General features: G+C 69.8%; 26 protein-coding genes. 10 read left to right on the forward strand and 16 right to left on the reverse strand.

Annotated elements, in window-relative coordinates:
* Positions 1 to 311 precede the first annotated feature (311 nt).
* Positions 312 to 785 carry an ATP-binding protein gene (locus tag OO62_RS31530; RefSeq protein WP_228332342.1) on the forward strand — a complete coding sequence of 158 codons (474 nt, stop codon included), beginning with the start codon at positions 312 to 314 and terminating at the stop codon, positions 783 to 785.
* A gap of 83 nt (positions 786 to 868) precedes the next feature.
* On the opposite strand, the gene OO62_RS31535 is transcribed toward OO62_RS31530, so the two are convergent.
* Positions 869 to 1,801: an SDR family oxidoreductase gene (locus OO62_RS31535; protein WP_033271060.1), complete on the reverse strand. Its 933-nt coding sequence runs from the start codon at positions 1,799 to 1,801 to the stop codon at positions 869 to 871.
* Between the two features lie 101 nt (positions 1,802 to 1,902).
* A complete protein-coding gene (locus tag OO62_RS31540) occupies positions 1,903 to 2,352 on the reverse strand; it encodes an SRPBCC family protein (protein WP_033271061.1) in 450 nt (149 codons plus the stop codon).
* A gap of 340 nt (positions 2,353 to 2,692) precedes the next feature.
* Between OO62_RS31540 and OO62_RS31545 the strand changes: the two genes are divergently transcribed.
* Both OO62_RS31545 and OO62_RS31550 read left to right on the forward strand, forming a co-directional pair.
* Positions 2,693 to 3,094: a hypothetical protein gene (locus OO62_RS31545; protein WP_033271062.1), complete on the forward strand. Its 402-nt coding sequence runs from the start codon at positions 2,693 to 2,695 to the stop codon at positions 3,092 to 3,094.
* 219 nt (positions 3,095 to 3,313) lie between these two features.
* Positions 3,314 to 4,183, forward strand: coding sequence for a dienelactone hydrolase family protein (locus OO62_RS31550; protein WP_033271063.1), 870 nt, complete (start codon positions 3,314 to 3,316; stop codon positions 4,181 to 4,183).
* A 180-nt stretch (positions 4,184 to 4,363) separates the two neighbouring features.
* Here OO62_RS31550 and OO62_RS31555 read toward each other — a convergent pair whose 3' ends face one another.
* Positions 4,364 to 4,858 carry a GNAT family N-acetyltransferase gene (locus OO62_RS31555; RefSeq protein WP_033271064.1) on the reverse strand — a complete coding sequence of 165 codons (495 nt, stop codon included), beginning with the start codon at positions 4,856 to 4,858 and terminating at the stop codon, positions 4,364 to 4,366.
* A 193-nt stretch (positions 4,859 to 5,051) separates the two neighbouring features.
* Here OO62_RS31555 and OO62_RS31560 point away from each other — a divergent pair, with 193 nt between their 5' ends.
* Complete coding sequence (locus OO62_RS31560; RefSeq protein WP_033271065.1) at positions 5,052 to 5,480, forward strand: DUF6086 family protein; 429 nt, start codon at positions 5,052 to 5,054, stop codon at positions 5,478 to 5,480.
* Positions 5,481 to 5,540: 60 nt separating this feature from the next.
* Here the strand turns inward: OO62_RS31560 and OO62_RS31565 are convergent, their stop codons facing one another.
* The 4 genes from OO62_RS31565 to OO62_RS31580 form a co-directional block, all read right to left on the reverse strand.
* Entirely contained in the window at positions 5,541 to 5,969 is a 429-nt protein-coding gene (locus OO62_RS31565) for a hypothetical protein (RefSeq protein ID WP_033271066.1), read from the reverse strand.
* 31 nt (positions 5,970 to 6,000) lie between these two features.
* The gene (locus tag OO62_RS31570) at positions 6,001 to 7,197 is read right to left on the reverse strand and encodes a globin domain-containing protein (RefSeq protein ID WP_033271067.1); all 1,197 of its coding nucleotides are present in this window, start codon (positions 7,195 to 7,197) and stop codon (positions 6,001 to 6,003) included.
* A gap of 75 nt (positions 7,198 to 7,272) precedes the next feature.
* Positions 7,273 to 7,716 (reverse strand): RrF2 family transcriptional regulator, encoded by a 444-nt coding sequence (locus OO62_RS31575; RefSeq protein ID WP_033271068.1) that lies wholly within the window; start codon positions 7,714 to 7,716, stop codon positions 7,273 to 7,275.
* Positions 7,717 to 8,093: 377 nt separating this feature from the next.
* A complete protein-coding gene (locus OO62_RS31580) occupies positions 8,094 to 8,450 on the reverse strand; it encodes a hypothetical protein (RefSeq protein ID WP_129322908.1) in 357 nt (118 codons plus the stop codon).
* 50 nt (positions 8,451 to 8,500) lie between these two features.
* Between OO62_RS31580 and OO62_RS39755 the strand changes: the two genes are divergently transcribed.
* Positions 8,501 to 8,677 (forward strand): hypothetical protein, encoded by a 177-nt coding sequence (locus tag OO62_RS39755; RefSeq protein WP_157850177.1) that lies wholly within the window; start codon positions 8,501 to 8,503, stop codon positions 8,675 to 8,677.
* Positions 8,678 to 8,750: 73 nt separating this feature from the next.
* Here OO62_RS39755 and OO62_RS31585 read toward each other — a convergent pair whose 3' ends face one another.
* The gene (locus OO62_RS31585; protein WP_033271070.1) at positions 8,751 to 9,128 is read right to left on the reverse strand and encodes a VOC family protein; all 378 of its coding nucleotides are present in this window, start codon (positions 9,126 to 9,128) and stop codon (positions 8,751 to 8,753) included.
* Positions 9,129 to 9,269: 141 nt separating this feature from the next.
* Here OO62_RS31585 and OO62_RS31590 point away from each other — a divergent pair, with 141 nt between their 5' ends.
* Together OO62_RS31590 and OO62_RS31595 are read left to right on the forward strand one after the other, a co-directional pair.
* Positions 9,270 to 9,692, forward strand: a complete 423-nt coding sequence (locus tag OO62_RS31590; RefSeq protein WP_051733775.1) for a winged helix-turn-helix transcriptional regulator — start codon at positions 9,270 to 9,272, stop codon at positions 9,690 to 9,692.
* A gap of 14 nt (positions 9,693 to 9,706) precedes the next feature.
* A complete protein-coding gene (locus OO62_RS31595) occupies positions 9,707 to 10,036 on the forward strand; it encodes a hypothetical protein (protein ID WP_033271071.1) in 330 nt (109 codons plus the stop codon).
* A 42-nt stretch (positions 10,037 to 10,078) separates the two neighbouring features.
* Here OO62_RS31595 and OO62_RS31600 read toward each other — a convergent pair whose 3' ends face one another.
* Positions 10,079 to 10,837, reverse strand: a complete 759-nt coding sequence (locus tag OO62_RS31600; protein ID WP_033271072.1) for an SDR family NAD(P)-dependent oxidoreductase — start codon at positions 10,835 to 10,837, stop codon at positions 10,079 to 10,081.
* Between the two features lie 217 nt (positions 10,838 to 11,054).
* On the opposite strand from OO62_RS31600, the gene OO62_RS31605 reads away from it, so the two are divergent.
* Positions 11,055 to 11,900: a helix-turn-helix transcriptional regulator gene (locus OO62_RS31605; RefSeq protein WP_033271073.1), complete on the forward strand. Its 846-nt coding sequence runs from the start codon at positions 11,055 to 11,057 to the stop codon at positions 11,898 to 11,900.
* A gap of 42 nt (positions 11,901 to 11,942) precedes the next feature.
* Here OO62_RS31605 and OO62_RS31610 read toward each other — a convergent pair whose 3' ends face one another.
* A complete protein-coding gene (locus tag OO62_RS31610) occupies positions 11,943 to 12,647 on the reverse strand; it encodes an SDR family NAD(P)-dependent oxidoreductase (RefSeq protein WP_033271074.1) in 705 nt (234 codons plus the stop codon).
* Complete coding sequence (locus OO62_RS31615; RefSeq protein ID WP_051733784.1) at positions 12,644 to 13,678, reverse strand: amidohydrolase family protein; 1,035 nt, start codon at positions 13,676 to 13,678, stop codon at positions 12,644 to 12,646. Before OO62_RS31615 ends, OO62_RS31610 begins: the two co-directional genes overlap by 4 nt.
* A 30-nt stretch (positions 13,679 to 13,708) precedes the next feature.
* Here OO62_RS31615 and OO62_RS31620 point away from each other — a divergent pair, with 30 nt between their 5' ends.
* Positions 13,709 to 14,824, forward strand: a complete 1,116-nt coding sequence (locus OO62_RS31620) for an Lrp/AsnC family transcriptional regulator (protein WP_228332340.1) — start codon at positions 13,709 to 13,711, stop codon at positions 14,822 to 14,824.
* Positions 14,825 to 14,918: 94 nt separating this feature from the next.
* Here OO62_RS31620 and OO62_RS31625 read toward each other — a convergent pair whose 3' ends face one another.
* The 4 genes from OO62_RS31625 to OO62_RS31640 all read right to left on the reverse strand — a co-directional run bounded on the left by OO62_RS31625 (position 14,919) and on the right by OO62_RS31640 (position 19,220).
* Complete coding sequence (locus tag OO62_RS31625) at positions 14,919 to 16,094, reverse strand: hypothetical protein (protein ID WP_033271076.1); 1,176 nt, start codon at positions 16,092 to 16,094, stop codon at positions 14,919 to 14,921.
* 350 nt (positions 16,095 to 16,444) lie between these two features.
* Positions 16,445 to 16,870 carry a pyridoxamine 5'-phosphate oxidase family protein gene (locus OO62_RS31630; protein WP_033271117.1) on the reverse strand — a complete coding sequence of 142 codons (426 nt, stop codon included), beginning with the start codon at positions 16,868 to 16,870 and terminating at the stop codon, positions 16,445 to 16,447.
* A gap of 243 nt (positions 16,871 to 17,113) precedes the next feature.
* Positions 17,114 to 18,817, reverse strand: a complete 1,704-nt coding sequence (locus tag OO62_RS31635) for an FAD-dependent monooxygenase (protein WP_033271118.1) — start codon at positions 18,815 to 18,817, stop codon at positions 17,114 to 17,116.
* A gap of 106 nt (positions 18,818 to 18,923) precedes the next feature.
* Entirely contained in the window at positions 18,924 to 19,220 is a 297-nt protein-coding gene (locus OO62_RS31640) for a MarR family winged helix-turn-helix transcriptional regulator (protein ID WP_129322907.1), read from the reverse strand.
* 88 nt (positions 19,221 to 19,308) lie between these two features.
* On the opposite strand from OO62_RS31640, the gene OO62_RS31645 reads away from it, so the two are divergent.
* Complete coding sequence (locus OO62_RS31645; protein ID WP_033271077.1) at positions 19,309 to 19,587, forward strand: hypothetical protein; 279 nt, start codon at positions 19,309 to 19,311, stop codon at positions 19,585 to 19,587.
* Between the two features lie 166 nt (positions 19,588 to 19,753).
* Here OO62_RS31645 and argG read toward each other — a convergent pair whose 3' ends face one another.
* Positions 19,754 to 21,199, reverse strand: a complete 1,446-nt coding sequence (gene argG, locus OO62_RS31650) for an argininosuccinate synthase (protein ID WP_033271078.1) — start codon at positions 21,197 to 21,199, stop codon at positions 19,754 to 19,756.
* Between the last annotated feature and the right edge of the window lie 20 nt (positions 21,200 to 21,219).

A 21,219-nucleotide genomic window follows, 5' to 3' on the forward strand; every position in this document is an offset into this window, starting at 1 on the left:
CCCCGGTGACGGAGCGTCACACCTTTCCACCGGCAATCCGAGCCACGTATGCGCACTTTCCGTGAACCGGGGGAGGGGCGCTGACCTGCAACGCTACGACAAGGATCGGACAGTTGGGGCATATCGCCCAACCACTCGAACGCCGGGACCGGATGAAGCCGATGCGGGTGAGTGCTTTTCGTGACGGTCGCGCCGGGTAAGCGCCTCGAAGTAAGGAACAAGTGGTCAAGGACCCGCCGACGGATCACCCACCTGCGCAACGTGGAGTGTGCGGCCGGTCCAAGGGGCGTGCTCCCCGCCACGTTTTCACCATGACGATGCACGACGAGGTGAGCTACATGAGCACCACCGCGGGTTCGCGGACACTCACCGCACCGCCGGCCCTGTACGTCGACCTGAGGAGCTGCCCCGAAGGCGCCGGACGCGCACGCCATCTCGCTGCCGAGTTCCTGCGAGGACTGGAGCCGCCCCTGTATCAGGAGGACATCGAAGCCGTGGTCCTGGTCGTCTCGGAACTCGTCACCAACGCGGTGCGCCACGCGGAGGGACCCTCCTGCACCTTGCACCTTTCGGCCTGCCCGGAAGCCATCGCCGTGGCCGTCAGCGACGGCAGCCACGTCCCGCCCCAGCCGCGCACCCCGGATGTCTCCGGTGAGGGAGGCGGATTCGGCTGGTCGATGATCCACCAGATAGCGGAAGCCGTGGCGGTCACCGACGAAACCGCCGGCAAGACGGTCAGCGCCCTGATCCCCCGCCACCGGGAGGACGGCAGCGCCCACCGCTGAGGGGCCTTGGCTCAGGTGCCGTCGCCCGTGCCGCAGGCCCCGTGGATCGGCGCACCCCAAGCGATGACCGTCCCCCCGGTTCCTCAGTTCTGCTCTGCCCAGCTGTCGGGCCGACGGCCGTCGATGTCGGTGAAGCCGTATGCCCGGGCCAATTCGGACGACGTCACCGACCGCTGATTCCACCGAGCCCGATCGACGTCCGCGGCGATGGCCGCGATGCCGCGCCCGATATAGCGGGGCGACTCGGATTCCTCGAAACCGTCAGGGGCCGACGGGTACCCCTCGACCGAGCCGTCCAGAGCGTCGCGCCAATTGCCCTCGGTCACACCGAAGTTGTCGAGCATCATCTCCGAGCGCAGCCAGCCCGGGGTGACCGCGACCGCCGTGCCGCCGTACGGAGTGAGTTCGTGGCCTTGAGAGAAGGCCAGGCGATTCACCGCGACCTTCGCGAGGTCGTAGTACACCGAGATCCGGTACCGGTTCCGGTTGAAGGCGGTCGTGCCGTCCGTGACCTCGACCAGCAGCCCGCCGGGCCGGTCGATGAGCAGCGGCAGCAGGTGGTGCGAGGTGATCAGGTGGGTGTCGACGGCCAGCCGCAGAATGCGGAGGCCGGTCTGCAGATCGTGTTCCCAGATCGGCGTATTCCAGCTCGTCGGCGGCCCCTTGAGGACCTCCGCACCCCAGATGTCGTTCACCAGCACATCGACATGACCGTGATCCGTCCGCAGACGTTCGGCCAGGCGCCGCACCTGCTCGGGTTCGAGGTGGTCGACCTGAACCGGGATGCCGACGCCGCCCAGACCGGTGACCAGTTCGGCGGTCTCCTCGATGGTCTCGGCACGGTCGTAGTCCGACCGGATCGACTTCGTGCCGGACCGGCTGCTGCGACCGGTGCAGACGACCGTCGCGCCGGCCTCACCCAACGCGGCGGCGATCCCCCGCCCGGCACCGCGGGTGGCGCCGGCCACCACCGCGACCCGGCCGCGCAGCGCGTCACGATCCAGTAGGGCAGCCATGGGCCCAGTCTCATGCGTCGCGCACAGAACTGCGAGGGGAGCAGCACGCTGCTCCCCTCGCAGTCCTCTCGTGGGGCCGGGTGGCGGCCGGCCGTGCGGCTTCAGACGCTGCCTCGCCAGGCGCCGGTCTCGATACCGCGATTCTCGATGAAGGTCTTGAACCGCTTGAGATCACCGTTCACCTGCCGCTTGACCACGCCCAGCTTGTCGCCCACGTTCTCGGCGAGCCCGTCCGGATCGAAGGCCATCTGCAGCATGATTTTGGTGGTCGTGTCGTCGATGCGGTGGAAGGTGACGACCCCGGCCTGCTTGGCCTCACCGTCGACGGTGGACCAGGCGACGCGCTCGTCCGGGATCTGCTCGGTGATCTTCGCGTCGAACTCCCGCTTGACCCCGCCGATGCTGGTCACCCAGTGCGTGAGGCGGTCACCAGCCTGGTCGATTCGCTCAACCCCCTCCATGAACTGCGGAAAGGACTCGAACTGCGTCCACTGGTTGTAGGCCGTCCGCACCGGAACGCTGACCTCGACCGACTCCTCTACCTGCGACATGCCTAACCCTTTCACTCGTCCGTGAGGCGACGCCGATGCTTCGGTGTCGCTCCGCTTCCGGTTCCCCCCTGCCGTCCCGTGTGCCCTGTTCGGCCAGGACATCACCCCGGATCGCCGTGCTGATCCGCACGATTTCAGCGGCCCCAGGGAGACGGGCGGCGCAGCGGTACGCGGGCCGTGATCGGGTACGCGCTCCCCATGACGGATCCACCCACCGCTCCTCAACGGCGTGCGCACGCACGGAGAGCCGCGCGGGCGACGCCGTTGCCGCACGCACGACGTAGAGCTGCTCGCACGACGTAGAGCTGCATGCACCACGTAGAGAGGAAGGCGCACCACAGTGAACGACTCGGAAGCGACCGCACAGACCGGTGACGGCGCGGACCAGGTCCAGGTGGAGATCACGGACTGCCCCGCAGAGGACGCACACACGGTCTTCCGCACGCTCAACGCACTCTTCAGCTCCGACCGGGCGACGGAGGACGCACCTCAGGGCTCAGCCGGGCCGGGCCCGACCGTATGGGCCATGACCGTTGACGTGTCGGCGGCAGCAGCGGCCCTGGCGCAGCCGTGCCGGCTGACCGAGCCGGTGACCGTCACCCTCCAGGGCGGCCCCTGGGCGGCCGACCGTCTGCACGCAGGTCTGGCCTCCGTGTTCACCGTCCACGACGTCGGCTCCGCCTCCGGTGATCAGGAGCAGGAACGCCAACTGCGGCTCAGCACCCGCCGGATCGCAGCGTAGGCCGACGCCGGAACGCCGCCGGACGCCACTACCGTGAGGCCGGCCTCGGCCTCACGGTAGTGGCGTCCGGCGGCATGACGGGAGAGACGGCCTCGCGGCCGGCCCCGGCCGCCTCGCTCTGCCCCACGGCCAAGCGCACCACATACCGGAAACCGCCCCCGCTCGCGCCGCATGTGATCAGCTTCGGTCAGCACTTGACCTACAGGATGGCGGTAGCCCATGTCAGAGCATGACCTCACCGGTTTCGACGAGAGCACCTTCACCCACGAGGGCGTCACCCGCCCGATCCTGCGGCGGGGGACAGGCCCGGCGGTGGTCGTGATAGCGGAGATACCGGGGATCACACCCAAGGTTCTGGAGTTCGCCCGGCGGGTCGCCGCCATCGGCTGCACCGCGGTCCTCCCGGTCCTCTTCGGTACGCCGGGCCGCGCCGCCGACCCCGCAACGGTCGGCCGGCTGAAGACGCGCCTCTACATGGCCTCGTCGATAGCGAAGGTGTGCGTCAGCCGGGAATTCACCGTGCTGGCCACCGGGAAGACCTCCCCCGTGGTGAGCTGGCTCCGGGCCCTCGCCGCGGACGAGCACGAGCGCTGCGGCGGCCCCGGCGTCGGCGCCGTCGGCATGTGCCTGACCGGTGGCTTCGCCCTCGCGATGGCCACCGACGAGCGGCTTCTCGCCCCCGTACTGTCCCAGCCCTCGCTGCCCCTGCCCGTCACCAGAAGCCGGGCCGCGGTCATCGACATCTCCCCCCAGGACCTCGCCACCGTCCGGGCCCGCTGCGAACGCGACGGCCTTGAGGTCATGGGGCTGCGCTTCTGCGGCGACCGGTTGGTGCCGGGCGACCGGTTCGCCTTCCTGCGCCGGGAACTCGGCGAGGCGTTCGTTGCCGTCGAGCTCGATGACAGTGCCGCGAACCCGGCCTCCGCGCTGCCGCCGCACTCCGTCCTGACCGAGCACCTCCTCGACGAACCCGGCCAGCCGACCCGTGCGGCGCTCGACAAGGTGCTCGATCTCTTCCGCAACCGCCTGCTCGAACAGCCCGGCAACCCGGCCGCCGCTCAAGCGCCGGCCACTCCCGCCGGACCGTAGATCCCGGCGCCCACGGTGCGACCCGCACGCGCTCCCGCACGCCGGTCCGCGAGAACGCGCCGCGCCGCCGTACCGCCCGGCCACCGGCCGGGCGGGGCCGTCTCTTTCGGACTCTTTCGGATCATCCTGGGGCAGCAGAACGATCAACTTCTGCTGCCGGCCAGGAAGCCGTCCAGAGGTCTATGGCTGGAGGTCGCGCTCGTACCAAGTGCCTGACTTGCCGCCGAGGTCGGCCGGGGTGGCAGGGCCCACCGGGACGAACCCGGCCTTGGCCAAAACTTTTTGGGACGCGGCGTTGTCGTGGGAGGTGGCCGCCCGCAGTGTGCGCAGGCCGTGCCTCGCTATCGCCATCCGGCACAGCTCCCGGACGCTCGCGGTCGCCACGCCGCGGCCGGCGACCCGCTCCGCGACCCGGTAGCCGAGTCTGGCAGTGCCGTCCTCCACGTCGTACAGGTTGAACCTGCCGAGTACCGAGCCGTCCTCGGCGACGAGCACGTAGAAGGCGCAGATGCCGGCCTGCTGCTCGGCCAGCGAGGCGTTGTACCGGTCGGTGAACCGGTCGAAGAAGTCGTCGCCACGGTCGCAGATCGAGGCAGCGAAGTAGGCGCGGTTCGCCAGCTCGAAGGCCAGAACCGCCGGGGCGTGGCCGGCATGCAGCCGCTTCAGCTCGGGCATCGCCCGACTCTACCCAGATCATGCGCTGAGCCCACCTGAGTTTCCGCCAGTGGCAGACAGTCCCAAGACCAGGGCACATAACGATCTACAGCTGGAGTACTAGGGGAGAACAGGGAGGCTTCTCCGGAGGCTTCGATCCGGAGACAGAATCTCGGAGGATCAGGAACAGGATCAGGATGAGGATGAGGCCGCAGTGAGCCAGTACTACGACATGGGCGACCAGACCCTGTGGAACCCGTCCAACGGCGCCTCCCGGCTGTTCCTGAGCCAGGTGAGCGTCTACCAAGCCGAAGTGGGGCTGCCGTCCGGCATCGGTCCCATGAAGGCGGACGAGTGCCAGATCGACCCCACCCTGTTCACTGCGTTCGTCCACGCCCTGCTCGCGTGGCACCGCAGAACGAGCCACGCCGTCATGGCCGCCCTGTCCGAGGGGTTCATCGCCACGGTGCTGGTCCTGGCGGAGAGAGCGGCCATCGAGGTGAACTGGCAGGCGGCCGACCGTGCTGACGGCCGTGAACTCACTGATGTTCAGGTCCCCATGGGCCCGGGGCCCTCCGAGGGGGCGTGGGCAGCCGCACTTCGGCAGAAGTCGCGTGAGCTGGGCTGCTTCATGCCGACCTGATTGGGGTCAGCCAACGCTGCGGAGGACTCGTAAGCCATCCTGAGCGGCCCAGGAAGGCGGTCAGGTCGTGAGCACGTCTGTGCCCAGAGCGAGCAGGGCGAAGACCTTGACCAGCTCGGTGGCCACGTAGAAGTGGTGGGCGCGGGAGCGCGGGAGGGTCTCGCCGGCGAGCACGCGGTTGGAACGGCGGTTGAGGCCGGGCCGGATCACAAGCAGCTGTACGGCCAGCAGCAACGCGGCGACGGCGGTGGGTACGACGACGGATGCGGGAGGACCGCCGGTGGCCACCGCCGCGATCGCAGCGATGGCCAGTACGGCCTCGACCCGGTTGAGCGCACGGAAGACGATGCGGCCGATGCCGAGCCCGATGGGTACGGTCACGCCGGGGGCCCGGAACTTCAACGGCGCCTCCAGGAAGGAGATCGCCAGGACCATTCCGAGCCAGACGAAGGTGACCGCGGTGGCTACGGCGGCCGAGGTGGCGTTCATGCTGTGCGCTCTCCTTGTGCTCGTGACCGACCTACTCCTGGCCCAGCCAGAGGTCCGGGCCGAAGACTTCGTAGTGGATGGACGGGGCGGGCACGCCGCGGTGGAGCAGGTCGCCGCGCACCGCCCGCATGAACGGCAGCGGGCCGCACAGGTACGCGGTCAGCCCCTCGGCGAGATCCAGCGCGGCCAGGTCGACCTGGCCGGCCGACGCATCCGGCGCATGGTCGCCCGGCTCCTCGTACCACAGGTGCAACTCGGCGTTCGGGAGCGCCCGGACGAGGCGGCGCTGCTCGTCCCGGTGGGCGTGGTCGGACGGGGTGCGGTCGGCGTGGACCACCGTCACCGCCCGGGCCGCGCCCTCCGCGGCCAGGTGGTCGAGCATGGCCAGCATCGGCGTGCTGCCGATCCCGGCGGACGCCAGCAGCAGCGGCCCGTCTCCTTCGGGGAGAACGAGGTCCCCGAACGGGGCGGAAACGGCGAGCACGTCGCCGGCCCGGGCGTGCTCGTGCAGCCAGGAGGAGACCTCTCCCTCCGGCGCCACTCCGCCCCGGACGCGCTTGACCGTGATGCGCCACTGCGGGCTGCCGGGGGCGCAGGAGAGGCTGTACTGACGTATCTGCCGGGCGCCGTCGGGCAGTTCGACCCGGACGCTGACGTACTGGCCCGGGCGGAAGGAGCCCGCGGGGCTGCCGTCGGTGCGGCGCAGGGTGAAGGAGACCGCGTCGGGTGTCTCCTCCCGCCGCTCGACGATCTCCATCTGCCGCCATATCTCGCCCTCGGCGGCGCCGGAGTCCCGGTAGAGCCGGGCCTCAAGGGCGATCAGTGCGTTGGCCATCAGCCAGTAGACCTCATCCCAGGCCGCGGCCACCTCTTCGGTGACGGCGTCGCCGAGGACGTCACCGAAGGCCGCGAAGAGGTGCTGGTGGACGAGCTTGTACTGGTCGGAGGTGACGCCGAGCGAGGCGTGCTTGTTGGCGATCCGGGCGAGCATCGCGTCCGGCCGGGTGCCGGGGTGCTCCAGCAGCATGCCGGCGAAGGCTGCGATGGAGCCCGCCAGTGCCGTCTTCTGCTCGCCATTGGCCTGGTTGCCGCGGTTGAACAGGTCCCGCAGCAGCTCGGAGCGGTCGTCGAAGAGCTTGGCGTAGAACAGCTCGGTGATCTCACCGATGGCGCCGCCCACGACGGGCAGGGTGGCGCGGATGACGGGGGTGGACTGCTCGGAGAGCACAACGACTCCTGAAACTGGCTAATGATCTTCGCATTCAGGCGGGCGGGGTGCCCACCCGCGGCGGCAGGGCGTGGGTCACTTGGCTCGGCGGCCGACCAGCCCGACCAGTACCGGACCGGTGGGGGATGCCACCAGGTCGGCCACGGTCAACGGATCAAGCGCGGCGTAAAAGGCGTCCTGTGCCTGGCGCAGCGCCCCGCGAAGCCGGCATGCCCAGCGCAGCGGGCAGGGTGGATCGCCGTCGCAGGCGACGACCTCCTCCACGCCTTCCAGTTCCCTCACCAGCCAGCCGACCGAAGCCTGTTGACCGAGCCCGGTCAGCTCGAGCCCGCCGCCGCGCCCCCTCCGGGCCTCCAGCACGCCCAGGTGCTGGAGCCGGGTGATCGCCTTCGCCATGTGGGCGTAGGGCACGCCCATGGCCTCCGCCACCTTGCGAGTGGTCAAGGGCTCGGCCTGCTCGGTGACCGCCAGGCGCATGACGGCACGCAGCCCCAGGTCGGTGAACTTCGTCAACCGCATGCTGCGACGCTAACAATTGCGCATGTTAAATGCGTGTTTGATGGGGCCCTGAACCGGTGTGGAGTGCGTCACGCACGTGAGCGTCTTCCACCGCGAGGCGGACGCCGGCCGAGGCCGGTGTGGAACCGGCCCGGAGACAGCAGCAGGCACGTAGTCGCCTCCGCGCCGGCCGGAGCGCTGTGGCGGCTGACCGAGCCCGGACGGCAACTCGATGCAAGCCCGGCCCCACGCGTAGGCAACGGCGCCCTCCAGGCCCGGGGTTCGGAGGCCGACGGCCCGCAGGGCAGCAGAACTCAAAACATGCCAAAAGGCGCTCGGCCGACCGGATCTCCGGCCGACCGAGCACCCCCTCAACGCCCTGAAGTCCCCCGACTTCCTCAGGCCGTGGTCCATCGGCGGGCACTGCAATGCGAGACGGTGGAACCTTGGCGAAGGCACACCTGCATCACTACCCGGCTGCCCTCGACAACGCTGAAGTCCTTGGTGACACAGCCGCCTCCCGCGCCCTTGGCGTTCGTGACCGACACCCTCCGGCTCCCCGTCGGCTCGAAAAAGCCGAGGTAGGCGGTGACGGCCTTGCCGTCGCGTGCGAAGTCGCACACGGTCACCGTCTCGCCCTCATGGTGGAACAACGCGCCCCCGTAGCCGCCACCGCCCGTCTCCATGGACAGGTCGCTCCCCGCGAAGGCGGGAGTCGCGGCAAGGACCAGAGCTGCGCCCGCCGCAGCGGTCACGGTCATTCCTCGTCGAAAGCGCATCACAATTCCCTTCCTGCGGAGCCCCCGTGAGAACCGGACAGGATCTCGACCCCTCGGTGCGTTCGTTCGCCGCCTGCCTGCTGGCTTTCGGTGCTGCCCAGCATGCCGGGGTGCCGCCGGAAAAGCGTTGGCACACGGTCCACACCTCTTTTGGCAATGCGTCCACAGGGGTCCACTCCGCCGGCGACATGCCGCCGCCCTGACGAGGCGGGGGCCGGCGAGGCGAACTTCCGTCGATGCCCCGGACCCGCCCCGACGAGCTCTGCACGCCGGTGGTCACCGGCCGAGGAGCCGTCGGCGTAGTTCCGGCGTCCACTCGACGTACTCGATCTCTGCCCCGTCGACGTGTCGGGCGTAGAGGAACCGTCCGGTGGGGCCGGCCGTCGCGGGGGTGGTGAGGGTGGCGCCAGCGGCCTTGAGGGTCGTCTGCAGGTCATCGAGGTCCTCGACGATCACGGTGGCGGAGGCGTGCGCGTACTTCGCGCGCTCGTCGGCCGGACCGGCGATGACGAGGAAGTCACCGAGGACGGCCAGTTCGACGGCGTGGAACGTCAGGCGGAGGTCCACCTGCGCGCCGGTGAGCTGCTCGAGGAGCGGTAGCGCGCGGTCGAGGTCCTCGGTCCACAGCCGGGCGTAGGTCTTGAGGATGGTCATGTGCGGTTCCGTTTCCCTGCCGTTGCAGGCCGCGGCAGTGTGCCTGCCGAGATGGCCAGTGCTTTCTTTTGGTTAGTCAGAAACCGTAGGTGAGTATGCTCTGACGTGGAAGAACGCACTTCTTGGTGAGAGGGGAACCTCGTGGTTACCGAGCAGGCCCGGCGCCCCGACGAGGACGGGGACGTCACGCGCGCCGACTCCCTGGCCCGCCAGATCTTCACCGGCGTGGCCAACAAGTGGGCGCTGCTGATCATCAACGCGCTGGGGGAGCGGACCCTGCGGTTCACCGCCTTGCGCAGTGAGGTCGACGGCGTCAGCCACAAGATGCTCACCCAGACCCTGCGCGGACTCGAACGGGACGGGCTGGTGCACCGGACGGTGTACGCCGAGGTGCCGCCCCGCGTCGACTACCGCCTCACCGAAGCGGGTGCGGCGCTGCGCGACACGGTCAACGGCATGTGTGCCTGGACCCGCCGCTACCTCGACGAGATCGAGGCGGCCCGACGGCGCTTCGACGCGCAGAACACCGGCGACCACGGGGAGACCGGCGCCACCGGCGAGTGAGGGGGCCGGGCGCTGTGAGAAAGTGCAGTGTGTACACCTATCTGCGGTTCTTCTTCGAAGCGGGCGTCCCGCACACGCCGCTGTGGCCGGAGCACATAGACAGTCCGTACGGCTACCCGTGCGAGCCGGAGCGGTTGCCGATCAGTGCGGCTACCCGCGCCGAACTGGTGCGGCTGAGCGAGCGGTTCCAGTCCTCCATCGACTGGAAGTACCCACAGGGCCCGTCCCCGTGGTCCGACGCGGAAAAGGAATTGTTCGACGAGCAGTCGGACGCCGTGGTGAAGGCGCTGCGCGGTGAGCTGGGTGACGGCTGGAAGGTGCTGGACCAGCGTCTGCCGTGGTGAGACCGGTGCCGGCCGGGTCGTCTCCTCTTGCCGGAGGAGCGGTCAGTAGGCGGTGAGGCCGCCGTCGACGACGAGTTCGGTACCGGTGACGAACGAGGACTCGTCGCCCGCGAGGAAGAGCATCGCGGAGGCGACCTCGTCGGCGCGGCCCGCGCGGCGCATCGGCGTACGGACGATGTCCGGCTGCTGGTCGCCCTGCTCGTCCAGGAGATCCTGGATCATCGGCGTGGCGATGACACCGGGATGGAGGGAGTTGACCCGCACTCCCTGACGGGCGTACTCGACCGCCGCGGTCTTGCTGAGCAGGCGCACCGCGCCCTTGGACGCCTGGTAGGCCGCGGCCGCTCCGCTTCCCACGAGCCCCAGGACGGACGAGGTGTTGATCACCGAGGCGTTTCCGGTGGCGCGGAGCAGGGGCATGGCAGCCTTCATTCCGAGCCAGGTGCCCTTCTGATTCACGTCGATGACGCGGTTCCATGCCTCCTCCTCGGTGTCCTCGATGCCCGGCCAGTCCAGGACGCCCGCCACGTTGACGAGGACGTCCAGCCTGCCGAACCGCTCGCGGACGATGGTGATCACCTCGTCCCACTGCTGGGCGGAGGACACATCCAGGCAAGCGGAGACGACTTCCGCGCCGGTCTCCGCAATCTCCCGCGTGAGTGCCGTGAGGCGCTCCCGGCGAATATCGGCGACGACCAGCCGTGCGCCTTCGCGGGCGAACAGCTGGGCGGTCGCGGCGCCGATTCCGCCCGTCGCACCGGTGATCAGTGCGACCTTGCCGTCAAGTCGTAGTCCAGGCACAGCGATGTCATCCTCTGTCTCGGTGGTGGTCGGCTGGGCAGGCAGGGCGTCGCCCTCCGGTGTGCGGAGTCGGCCGGTGCCCGTCCGGCCCCCTCCAGCTGCTGTCGTTCCTTCCGCCACCAAGGCTGGACGCCCCGGAGACCGCTCACCAGGACGTGTGCTGCCTGGGTGCCACACACCCAGGCAGCACACCGATCGAGTGCCTAACCTGGACGGCATGCCCGACAACGACCTGGGAGACTTCCTGCGCGCCCGGCGCTCCGGCCTGCGGCCAGAGGACGTCGGCATGGCGAGCTACGGCCTACGGAGAGTCGCCGGGCTACGCCGTGAGGAAGTCGCGGTGCTGGCCGGAGTGAACGTCGACTACTACACCCGCCTGGAACAAGGACGCGAACGCCACCCCTCGCCCCAGGTCCTCGACGCGCTCAGCCGCGCCCTCCACCTCGACACCGACGCCCACGCCCACCTCCACCGACTGGCCGGCACCGCACCGCACGAGCGCCCGATGCCGCAGCGGAACGGGGTCAGCCCGGCCCTGCGCCAGCTCATGGACGGCTACCCCCACACCCCGGCGTTCGTCCTCAGCCGCACGCTGGACATCCTGGCCACCAACGCCCTGGCCGACGCCTTGTATTCGCCCTTTCATCCCGCGGACAATCTCGCCCGCATGGTCTTCCTCGACCCCACCGGCCGGGACTTCTACACCCGCTGGGACTGGGCCGCCCAGGCCACCGTGGCCAACCTCCGTCAGGCGGCCGGGTTTGATCCCGGCGACCCCCGGCTGAACGCGCTCATCGACACGCTGACCGAGCACAGCACCACCTTCTCGACGCTGTGGCAGGCCCACACCGTGCGCGGCAAGACCCAGGACGCCAAACGGCTCAACCACCCCGACGTCGGCCCGCTCACCCTCACCTACCAAGCCTTCGACGTCCGCGACGCTCCCGGCCAGCAACTCGTCATCTACCATGCCGAACCCGGCAGCCCGAGCGCCCAGGCGCTGTCCCTGCTCGGTGCCCTCGACGCCACCACCCGGCAGACCGCGCGAAGCCCGCACCCGTAGAACGAACGGCGTCGCGCTGTCCGCGCCGCGCGGCGCGTGGTGTCACCAGGCGACGGTCCGCCCCAGATAATCGAGGAATCGTAGGCCGCTGCGGCCGCGTTGGGCGTCAACGGTCGTGACGAGGGCGGGGATGCTCTCGTTGATGGCGAGCCGGGCGTTCGGACCGCCCAGGTCGGTCTTGACCCACCCGGGCGCCATCAAAAGCAGCGTGCGGGTCTCGTTGCGATGACGGGCCGCGTAACTGCGCATCAGTTGGTTGAGGGCGGATTTGCTGGCTCGGTAGATCTCAAAGCCGCCGCGTTCGTTGTTGGCGACGCTGCCCTGGCCGGAGGACATGATCGCGATGGTGCCGTGCGGGTCAACGAGATCGGCGAGCGTTTCGATGACCCGCACGGGGCTCAGCGCATTGGTGATCATCAGGCGGGTGAACTCGTCGGTCGTGACGTCCGCGGCGGTCTCCTCCGGGCGGTTGGTCACGCCGGCGTTGACGAAGAGCAGATCGAACCTGCGGGCGCCGAGCCGCTCGCGGAGCGCGCGGATCTGCTCCGGCGCGTTCATGTCTACGTGCTCGATCTCCAGCCGCCCACCGGCAGTCTGCTGAAGGTCGTGCAACCCGGTCCGGCCGGGACCGCGGACGGTCGCCACGACGTGGGAGCCACGGTCGAGGTACTCAGCGGCGATCGCAAGGCCCAGGCCACGAGACGCACCGATGAGAAGAACGGTCGCATTCTCCGGGACCGCGTTCATGACCGCTCCAGGAGTCGCGCTGTCGCATCGTCCGATCCGGACGGGGACGGTTCGAGGTGGTAGAGCGCTTGGGCGTTGGCATACGCCACCTTGCGCTGATCTTCGCGGTCGGGGAGCGTCCCAAGAAAGTCGGTGACAGCCGCGGCGTCCGGTCGATGGAAGGGATAGTCGCCCGAGAGCAAGATCCGGTCGACGCTTGTGAAGTCCAATGCGTGACGCAGCAAGCGGGGGGTCAGCATGCCGCTGGTCGCGATGTGGATGTTGGTCCGAAAGTACTCAGCGACCCGACGGTCGAGGTCGGTTGCGACGTTCGAGAGGCTGTCGACCCGATCCAGGGCGAACAACAGCATCTCGCCCCAGTGCCCCAGAACGATCTGGAGGTCCGGGTGTCGATCGAACGTGCCGCGCAGGATCAGGCGAAGCGCCGCGAGTCCCGCCTCGATGTGCCAGCCCCAGCCGAAGGTGGCGAGCGCGAGCTCGACGGTGGGGTCGAACCCCCGGTAGGAGGCGTCCCGGACCACGTTCGACGGGATCTGGGGGTGGAGGAACACCGGCCGCCCCAGACCGGCGGCGGTCGCGAGCAGCTCGTCGTAGGCGGGATCATCCAACGGACGGTCGCCGCTGCGACCGTACGACATGATCCCGACATGGGCGGGCGACTGCGCGACCCGCTGAAGCTCCGTCACGGCCGCGTCCGGATCCGACATCGGCAACGTCGTCATCGCCCTCAGACGCGTCGGATGGTGCGCTACGGCCTCGCTCGCGCGGTCATTCGCCTCGCGACTCAGCGCAACGGCTTCGCGGGCCGGGAGCCCGTGGGTGCCCGGCGGGGCGATCGAGAGGACCTGCAGGTCGATGCCTGCCGCGTCCATCGCCTCAATCCGTTGCTCGCCGATGTCGAGCAGACGCGCGAGGACATCTCCCCGGTCGTTCAACGCCACGCTCTCATCGCGCGACCGCATCGGCTGCGCTCGCAAGGCCCGGTCGATTCCCGGGGTGGTCCAGTGCTCCTCGATGGTGATGACTCTCATCAGGCTCCTCCGGCGCATGTCGTCGTACCTGTGCAAGCGTCCGCGACGCGCGGTGCGCAACGACCCAGAAGCGGCACCTTCTGTAGTGTCACCGCCATGACGAGTCCAGGGATCGATGATTCCGTCATTCTGGAGCCGCACGATGTGCGAATCCTTCGTGCCCTTCAGGTTGATCCGCGGGTCGGATTCGCGACCGTGGCGACGGTCCTCGGGCTCTCCGAGCTGACCGTCGCCCGCCGCTACCGCCGCATGCGGCGTGCCGGGGTGCTCCGGGTGATCGGGGTGGTCGACCCGGGAGCGCTCGGGCAGAGCCGGTGGATGGTGCGCCTGCGCTGCCGACCCGGTAGCGCCTCCGCCATGGCCGAAGCTCTCGCGCAACGCGCCGACATCAGCTGGGTCGCACTGACCGCTGCCGGCTCGGAAGTCACCTGTGCCGTGCGCTCACGGTCACAGGAGCAGCGCGACGACCTGCTCGGCCGTCGGCTTCCCCGCGCAGCCGCCGTACTCGACCTCCGGGCGTCGGTGATGCTCCGCCAGTTCGTCGGCGGACGCGGCCACTACTGGGCCGCACTCACCGGAACCCTGACCCCCGAGCAGGAGGCCGCCCTCGGCCCCGGCGACGGGCCGTTCACCGAAAGGCCGGTCGTGCGGAACGAGCCTTCCCAGCTCGGCGCGCAGGACGAGAAGCTGCTCGCGGCCCTCGCCGCCGACGGACGGGCCAGTCTCGTCGACCTCGCAGCCGCGGCCGACCTCACTCCGGGCCGAGCATCACGACGTCTGCACGCCCTGGTCTCCGGCGGAGTGGTCCACATCGACGTGGAGATCGCTCCGCTGGCCCTGGGATACCGGGCCCGAGCGAACCTGTGGATGCGAGTCCATCCAGCCAGGATCAAAACCGTTGGACGCGCGATGGCGCAGATGCCCGAAGTGGCATTCGCCGCCGCGCTGTCCGGACCGGACAACCTTCACGCTGTCGTCCACTGCCGCGACCTCGACGAACTCTTCGAGTTCACCTCCGACCGCGTCGGAACCCTTCCCGGCGTCGAGGCCGTGGAAGTCAGTCCCGTCTTCCGCCAGATCAAGCAGGCCGGAACGCGCGTGGACGCCGACCGCCTGATCGATCCGCCGAGCGGCCGCAGCCGCTAAGGGTTCTCCCGTAGCCAGGGACGGTGAGGCGCGGAGTCCCGGGGTTCGGCTCCCCCTCGCTGAGGGCTTCCCCACAGCACTTCCACGACAGCTCCTAGCCCTGAACGGAGTCCTGCACGGAGTCCTGGACGGAGGTCGTCGCGTCAGCGGTCTTCGTGCGGCGCCCGGCCACCCGCAGCGTCAAGGCAGCCGCAACTCCCGCCACCAGGCCGCAGGTCAGGGCAGCCGGGACGCCGCCGCCGAGTTCCGCGGAGAGATGCAGCAGCCCCCAGCGCAGGCCCGTCCCGTCCGTCGCCATCCGCAGCAGCTGGCTCGCCAGCAGGCCGAGCACCGTCGCGCACACCGCGCCCACCGCCATCACCGGGACAGTGACCCGGGTGAGCAGTCCGGGCAGCCGCCGCAGCGCCCACCACACCACGGCGAGCAGCAGTACGTCGGCGGCGCGATACAGGAGCCAATCGCCGAGCGGCGTGCCCGTCGGGCCCGTCCAGGCACCGAGCAGCAGCCATTGGCGTAGGAGATCGCCCGGTTCGGCGAGCAGACCGACATTCGGGGAGATCTGCTGGAGCGCGGCGGCGACCGGCTGGTACGAGAGGACCACCAGGGACAGGGCGATCACCGCGGTCCCGACGGTGGCGGCCAGGCGGGCGGCGCGCACCGGGACGACCTCCTGCGGCAGCGGATCGGTCCCGTCGACGGCAACCCGGCCTGCGAGCACGGTCACCACCGCCGCGACCAGCGCGGTCACCACAAGGATCTGCCGCCCGGACGAGATCACGCTCGCCAGCTGGGGCAGGAAGCGGTAACTGCCGTGCCCCCCAGCGGCAATCAGCCACGGCGCGGAGACGGTCACCGCCAGGGTCCCGGCCACCAGACCCCAGGCCCACACCGCGAGCAGCGCGGCCGTCCGCCGGCCGCGCACCGGAGGCAGCCGGCGGATCAGGAGGATCGCCCCGAACACGAAGAAGGCAAAGACCGCGCCGAACCGGATCTGCAGCGCGGTGGTGTACAGCGCGAGGTAGCCGACGCCGTCGAACCAGCCGGCGTCCCCGGCCCCGCCGGACGCTTCGGCGCCGGGCTGAGCCGAGGACGGCGGATCGTACGACCACGGGGTGAGCCAGTGCTCGAGCTCGGCGGCGGCCGGGCCACCGATCACGTTGGTGGCGCCCGGCAGATGCAACGCGTGCGTGCTCGCCCCCACCCACCACAGAAGCGCCGTGAGCACTATCCCGCCGACCAGTGCCGGTATTGCCGCGCGCCGGTATGTCATGTGTCCCCCTGGTCATGCATCCCGTGAATCCCCCAAGCAGTGGAGTTTACGGGGGCGTTGATCACGCGCGGATCACAGTCGTACGCCGATCACGGCCGTACACTCGCCGGCCCCGACGGCGGGACTGTCCGGTCCGTTCCCTCGACTGCGAGATCGGCCCGCGGATCACCGGGAGATTTCTCGTCCCGCCTCGGTAAGCGTCAGTGTCAGGCAGCCGAACCACTCGAGATCATCGCACCTGTTTCGTCGCCCCTGCTCTTCGCGTCCGCAGCGGTGAGGAGTCGGTACCGCTCCGCTGTCCCCGAAGGTCGATTTCCAGTGGAGAGCGGGGCCGGGTGCCATTGCGGCGCTCAGAGGGATCCCAAATCCGCGGACACCCAATGTTCTGGCTGCATGTAAATGACGACGTGCTCACCGAGCTGGGTGCGGTCGTATTCCACGAATTCCGCGACCTTTTCCTGAGGGAGGTACCGCGCGGTCATCTCCCAGGACCGCTCGCGGCTGTCCGATTCCGTCCTGGTGACCGGCCCCTCCACCGAGACGTAGCGCACCGTCGGCTCGGTCCGCTGCACCATCAGGCTGAAGCGCCCTGCAGACCGAATCGCTCGCGCCTTCCGGGAATCAGGCCCGGTACGCACCCACAGTTCGCCACCCGGCGTGTACTGATACCAAATGGGAACGGTCAGCGGTGCGCGGTCCGGTCGTTCGATCACCGACAGCGCACCGATATGAGGTTCCGCCAGAAACAGCTCTCGTTCTCGTGTCGACAGGCTCATATGGTCGACCATAGCCCGACCGACAGCGCTCCGATGGGGGGCTTTCCTGGCGGGTCGCCCCGATCGCGGCTGCGACGGATGCCGCCTCCGTGGGTCGTCTTCTCGACCGGGATTGCGCGCCGGACAACGGTGACGTGCAAGGTTCCGTCACGTCCGATGTGGCAGTCGTGGTGCAGGACAGGCGCCGGGGGAGGGGGCTCGCTGGATCGCGCTGGGGCTTGGTGTGGCGGCCCGGTGTGGCGTTCAGGCCGGCGTGGACAGGGCCGTGCGGTAGTCGGAGAGGGCCTCTGCGGTGTCGGCGAGGGGGAAGCGGGCGCCGAGCTGCCCGTCCGGGCGGACGAGGAATCCGGTCGGCCCGTCGGGGCGGTAGAGCCGGGCGAACTCCCCTTTGGCGTCACGGTATCCGGGGACGGGCAGGGTGTCGGGGGCGCTCGGTACGGCGTCGCGGGCGAGGACGGCAACGGTCTGCAGGCCGGTTTCCCGAGCGGGGGCGTTGCGGGCGCCGGGGCTGCCGTCGGCCACGGGCGGCTGTTTTGCGGCTCGGGCGGCCGCTTCGGTGGCCTTGACCAGGTCGGCGGGGTCGGTCGCGTAGAGAAGCAGCACGTGGCCTGTGCGGCCGCGCATGATGTCGAGCAGCCGCAAGGGGTAGGTGGCCACGGGGGTGGTCAGACCGGTGCAGTCCGGGGCTCGGTCACCGGGCTGGGGCGCGTCGGCCGGCCCGTTGGGCCTGTCGGTGAGCGGGCCGCCCCGGTAGCTGACGAGCAGTTGGGCTTCGCGCAGCATCAGGGTCCGCGGGTCGTCAGGGTCGGTTTCGATGCCGTGGGTGGCGTGGCGGACGGTCCGGCCGACGACCTCTTCACCGACCGGGCGGCGCTCGGCGTCGTAGCTGGCGAGCAGGGCGGGTCCTGCCTCCCCGCGGACGACGAGGGCGAGTTTCCATGCCAGGTTGCAGGCGTCCTGGATGCCGGTGTTCATGCCCTGCGCGCCGGTGGGCGGGTGGATATGGGCGGCGTCGCCCGCGACGAAGACCCGGCCGTCGGCGTAGCGGTCGACGATCCGGTGGCTGATGCGGAAGACGGAGGACCAGCGCATCCGCGACAGGACGGCCGCCTTGGGGGCGAGGCGATCCACAACGGCCTGGAGATGGGACAGTTCCGGGGCACGGCCGCCCTCCAGACCGTGCGTGACGGACTCGCCGCGCGCGGGCCCATGGTCCGTCGTCTGCGTGGAGAGTTCGGGTGGCACCAGCGTTGACATGCGGTAGCGGCCTGCTCCGGGCAGCGGGATGCAGACCAGCAGGTCGTCGGTGGCACCGTCGTCGGTGCGGTGCAGGGACCGTAGGCCGAAACCGTGCGGCAGATCCCAGTCCGCTTCGACGTCTGCCAGCATGTACTCCTCGGCGAAGGCCCCGCCCTCGAAGGCGAGTCCCAGCCCCTTGCGGACGATGCTGTGCGCCCCGTCGCAGCCGATCAGATAGCGGGCGCGGACCTCCTCCTCGGCGTCGGAGGCGGTACGCAGCCGGGCGGTGACCCCGTGCTCGTCCTGGGTGAACGACATGAGCTCGGTGCCGCGCTCGATGACCGTACCCAGGCCGGCGAGATACGCCTCAAGGATGCGCTCGGTCTCGTACTGCGGTAGCGCGGCGAATCCGTACGGCACTTCGGGCGGCAGCGTGAGGTCGATCCGCGCCTGCTCCCGGCCGTTGACGTAGATCAGTTGGCCGCGCATCGCGATGGCGGCTTCCAGGACCGTGCGGGCCAGGCCCATCCGGTCCCAGAGCTCAAGGGTGCGCGGCTGGATGCCGACTGCCTTGGCGTACGGCAGGCGGGCCGGCAGCCGGTTGACGAGACGGCAGCGCACCCCGTGGCGACGCAGTTCGGCGGCCGCGCTCAGCCCGACCGGACCGGCGCCCGCGATCAGTACGTCGGTCGTGTGGGTGTGCGCCACGCGTGCCTCCCGCTGCTGCTGGCCCCGTGCCGGTCCGTACTCCATCGTGCCCCGGGGGTGCGCGAGCGGCGAGCCGGCCATCGGGTCTTGCGGAGCCCGGCTCACTTCAGGACGTACGGCTCCTGTCGGGAGACGCGAGGGCTTCCGTCAGTTTTTCGAGGCGCAGGGCGAAAGCGGTGGCCTCGCCCGGAGGCCAGGTGGCCATCTCGTCGGCCAGGAAGGATTCCATCGCGGCGCGCAGCGCCTGGACGGCCCGCTCACCGTCCGCGGTCAGGGCCTGCCGGGTGGCGCGGGCGTCGGACGGGTCGGAGCGGCGGGCGATCAGCCCGGCCTCCTGCAACCGCGTGGCGTAGCGGGTGTCCACGGACGTGTGGTCAATGGAGTCAGTGGTTGGCTCGCTCACTCCTCGATGATACGTGCAAAAAGCACGGAGTCCTGCTAGCGTCTTATGCGTGCAGAAAGCACGTGCATCAAACACGCAAGGGGATCTCATGTCGCATGCACATCAGCCCGCCGTACGACCCGAGGACGTCCTGCCCGCCGGGATCGACTCGACCGCGATCAACGGGCGTACCGTCCGCAAGGGCTCGGTGGCCGCCTTCGTCGCCAACGCCGTACGACTCGACGACCTCACCGAGGACACCCCCGAGTACGCGGCCCTCCTCGCGCAGTTGCGGGAACTCGCCCCCGTCCTGCGCACGATCGGGCTCCTCGACGTCTTCGAGCCCCGCTCGCCCGTGGTGGGCCGGATCCTCGCGGACGCCGCGTAGCGCCAAGGGGGCATGACGCGGCATCACCGCCCCGCCCCGCCGCCCTTTTCCGGCCGCCGGCCTGGGAAAACGGCGAAGGCCGACTCGGCGCTGTGGGCGTCGAGCCGGCCTTCCGGTGGTGCATTCCTCGGGGTGCTGAGCCGTCCAGGTCCGGTTGGCGGACTGGTCAGTCCGTGCCGGACTCCATCGCGGCGCGGTCCAGCATCTCGTCCTCGCTGGAGATTTCGCCGCGGGAGGCGATGGCCTCGGCGCCGCCCTCGGGCATGGTGCCGATCAGTCCGGTCGCGGCCGCCTGGGCGGCTCCGATGGCGGGATTGGCGGTGCCGATCATGCCGAGCCCGGCGTACTGCTCCAGCTTGGCGCGCGAGTCGGCGATGTCGAGGTTGCGCATGGTGAGTTGGCCGATCCGGTCCACCGGGCCGAATGCCGAGTCCTCGGTGCGCTCCATGGACAGCTTGTCCGGGTGGTAGCTGAAAGCCGATCCGGTGGTGTCGAGGATCGAGTAGTCCTCACCGCGCCGCAGCCGCAACGTCACCTCACCGGTGACGGCCGCGCCGACCCAGCGCTGCAGCGACTCGCGGACCATCAGCGCCTGCGGGTCCAGCCAGCGGCCCTCGTACATCAGCCGGCCCAGGCGCCGGCCCTCGTTGTGGTACTGGGCGAGGGTGTCCTCGTTGTGGATCGCGTTGACCAGGCGCTCGTACGCGGCGTGCAGCAGAGCCATGCCGGGCGCCTCGTAGATGCCGCGGCTCTTGGCCTCGATGATCCGGTTCTCGATCTGGTCCGACATGCCCATGCCGTGCCGGCCGCCGATGTCGTTCGCTTCCATCACCAGATCGACGGGGGAGGAGAACTCCTTGCCGTTGATCGTCACCGGGCGGCCCTGGTCGAAGCCGATCGTCACGTCCTCGGCGGCGATCTCGACGGACGGGTCCCAGAACCGCACGCCCATGATGGGGTCCACGGTCTCCACGCCCGTGTCGAGGTGCTCCAGGGTCTTCGCCTCGTGGGTGGCGCCCCAGATGTTGGCGTCGGTGGAGTACGCCTTCTCGGTGCTGTCGCGGTAGGGCAGGTCGTGGGCGAGCAGCCACTCCGACATTTCCTTGCGGCCGCCGAGCTCGGTCACGAAGTCCGCGTCCAGCCAGGGCTTGTAGATCCGCAGGTTCGGGTTGGCGAGCAGGCCGTAGCGGTAGAACCGCTCGATGTCGTTGCCCTTGTAGGTCGAGCCGTCGCCCCAGATCTGTACGTTGTCCTCGAGCATCGCCCGGACCAGGAGGGTGCCGGTGACGGCGCGGCCGAGCGGCGTGGTGTTGAAGTAGGCACGGCCGCCCGAGCGGATGTGGAACGCGCCGCAGGTGAGCGCGGCGAGGCCCTCCTCGACCAGAGCCGCGCGGCAGTCGACCAGGCGCGCGATCTCGGCGCCGTAGGTCTGCGCGCGCCCGGGCACCGAGGCGATGTCGGGCTCGTCGTACTGGCCGATGTCGGCGGTGTAGGTGCACGGAACGGCACCCTTGTCGCGCATCCACGCGACCGCGACCGAGGTGTCGAGGCCGCCCGAGAAGGCGATGCCGACGCGCTCGCCGACGGGAAGGGAGGTGAGGACCTTAGACATGGGAAGAGTATGCAACAAAA

The sequence above is a fragment of the Streptomyces lydicus genome (assembly GCF_000717345.1).
In the GTDB taxonomy this organism is placed as follows: Bacteria; Actinomycetota; Actinomycetes; order Streptomycetales; family Streptomycetaceae; genus Streptomyces; species Streptomyces lydicus.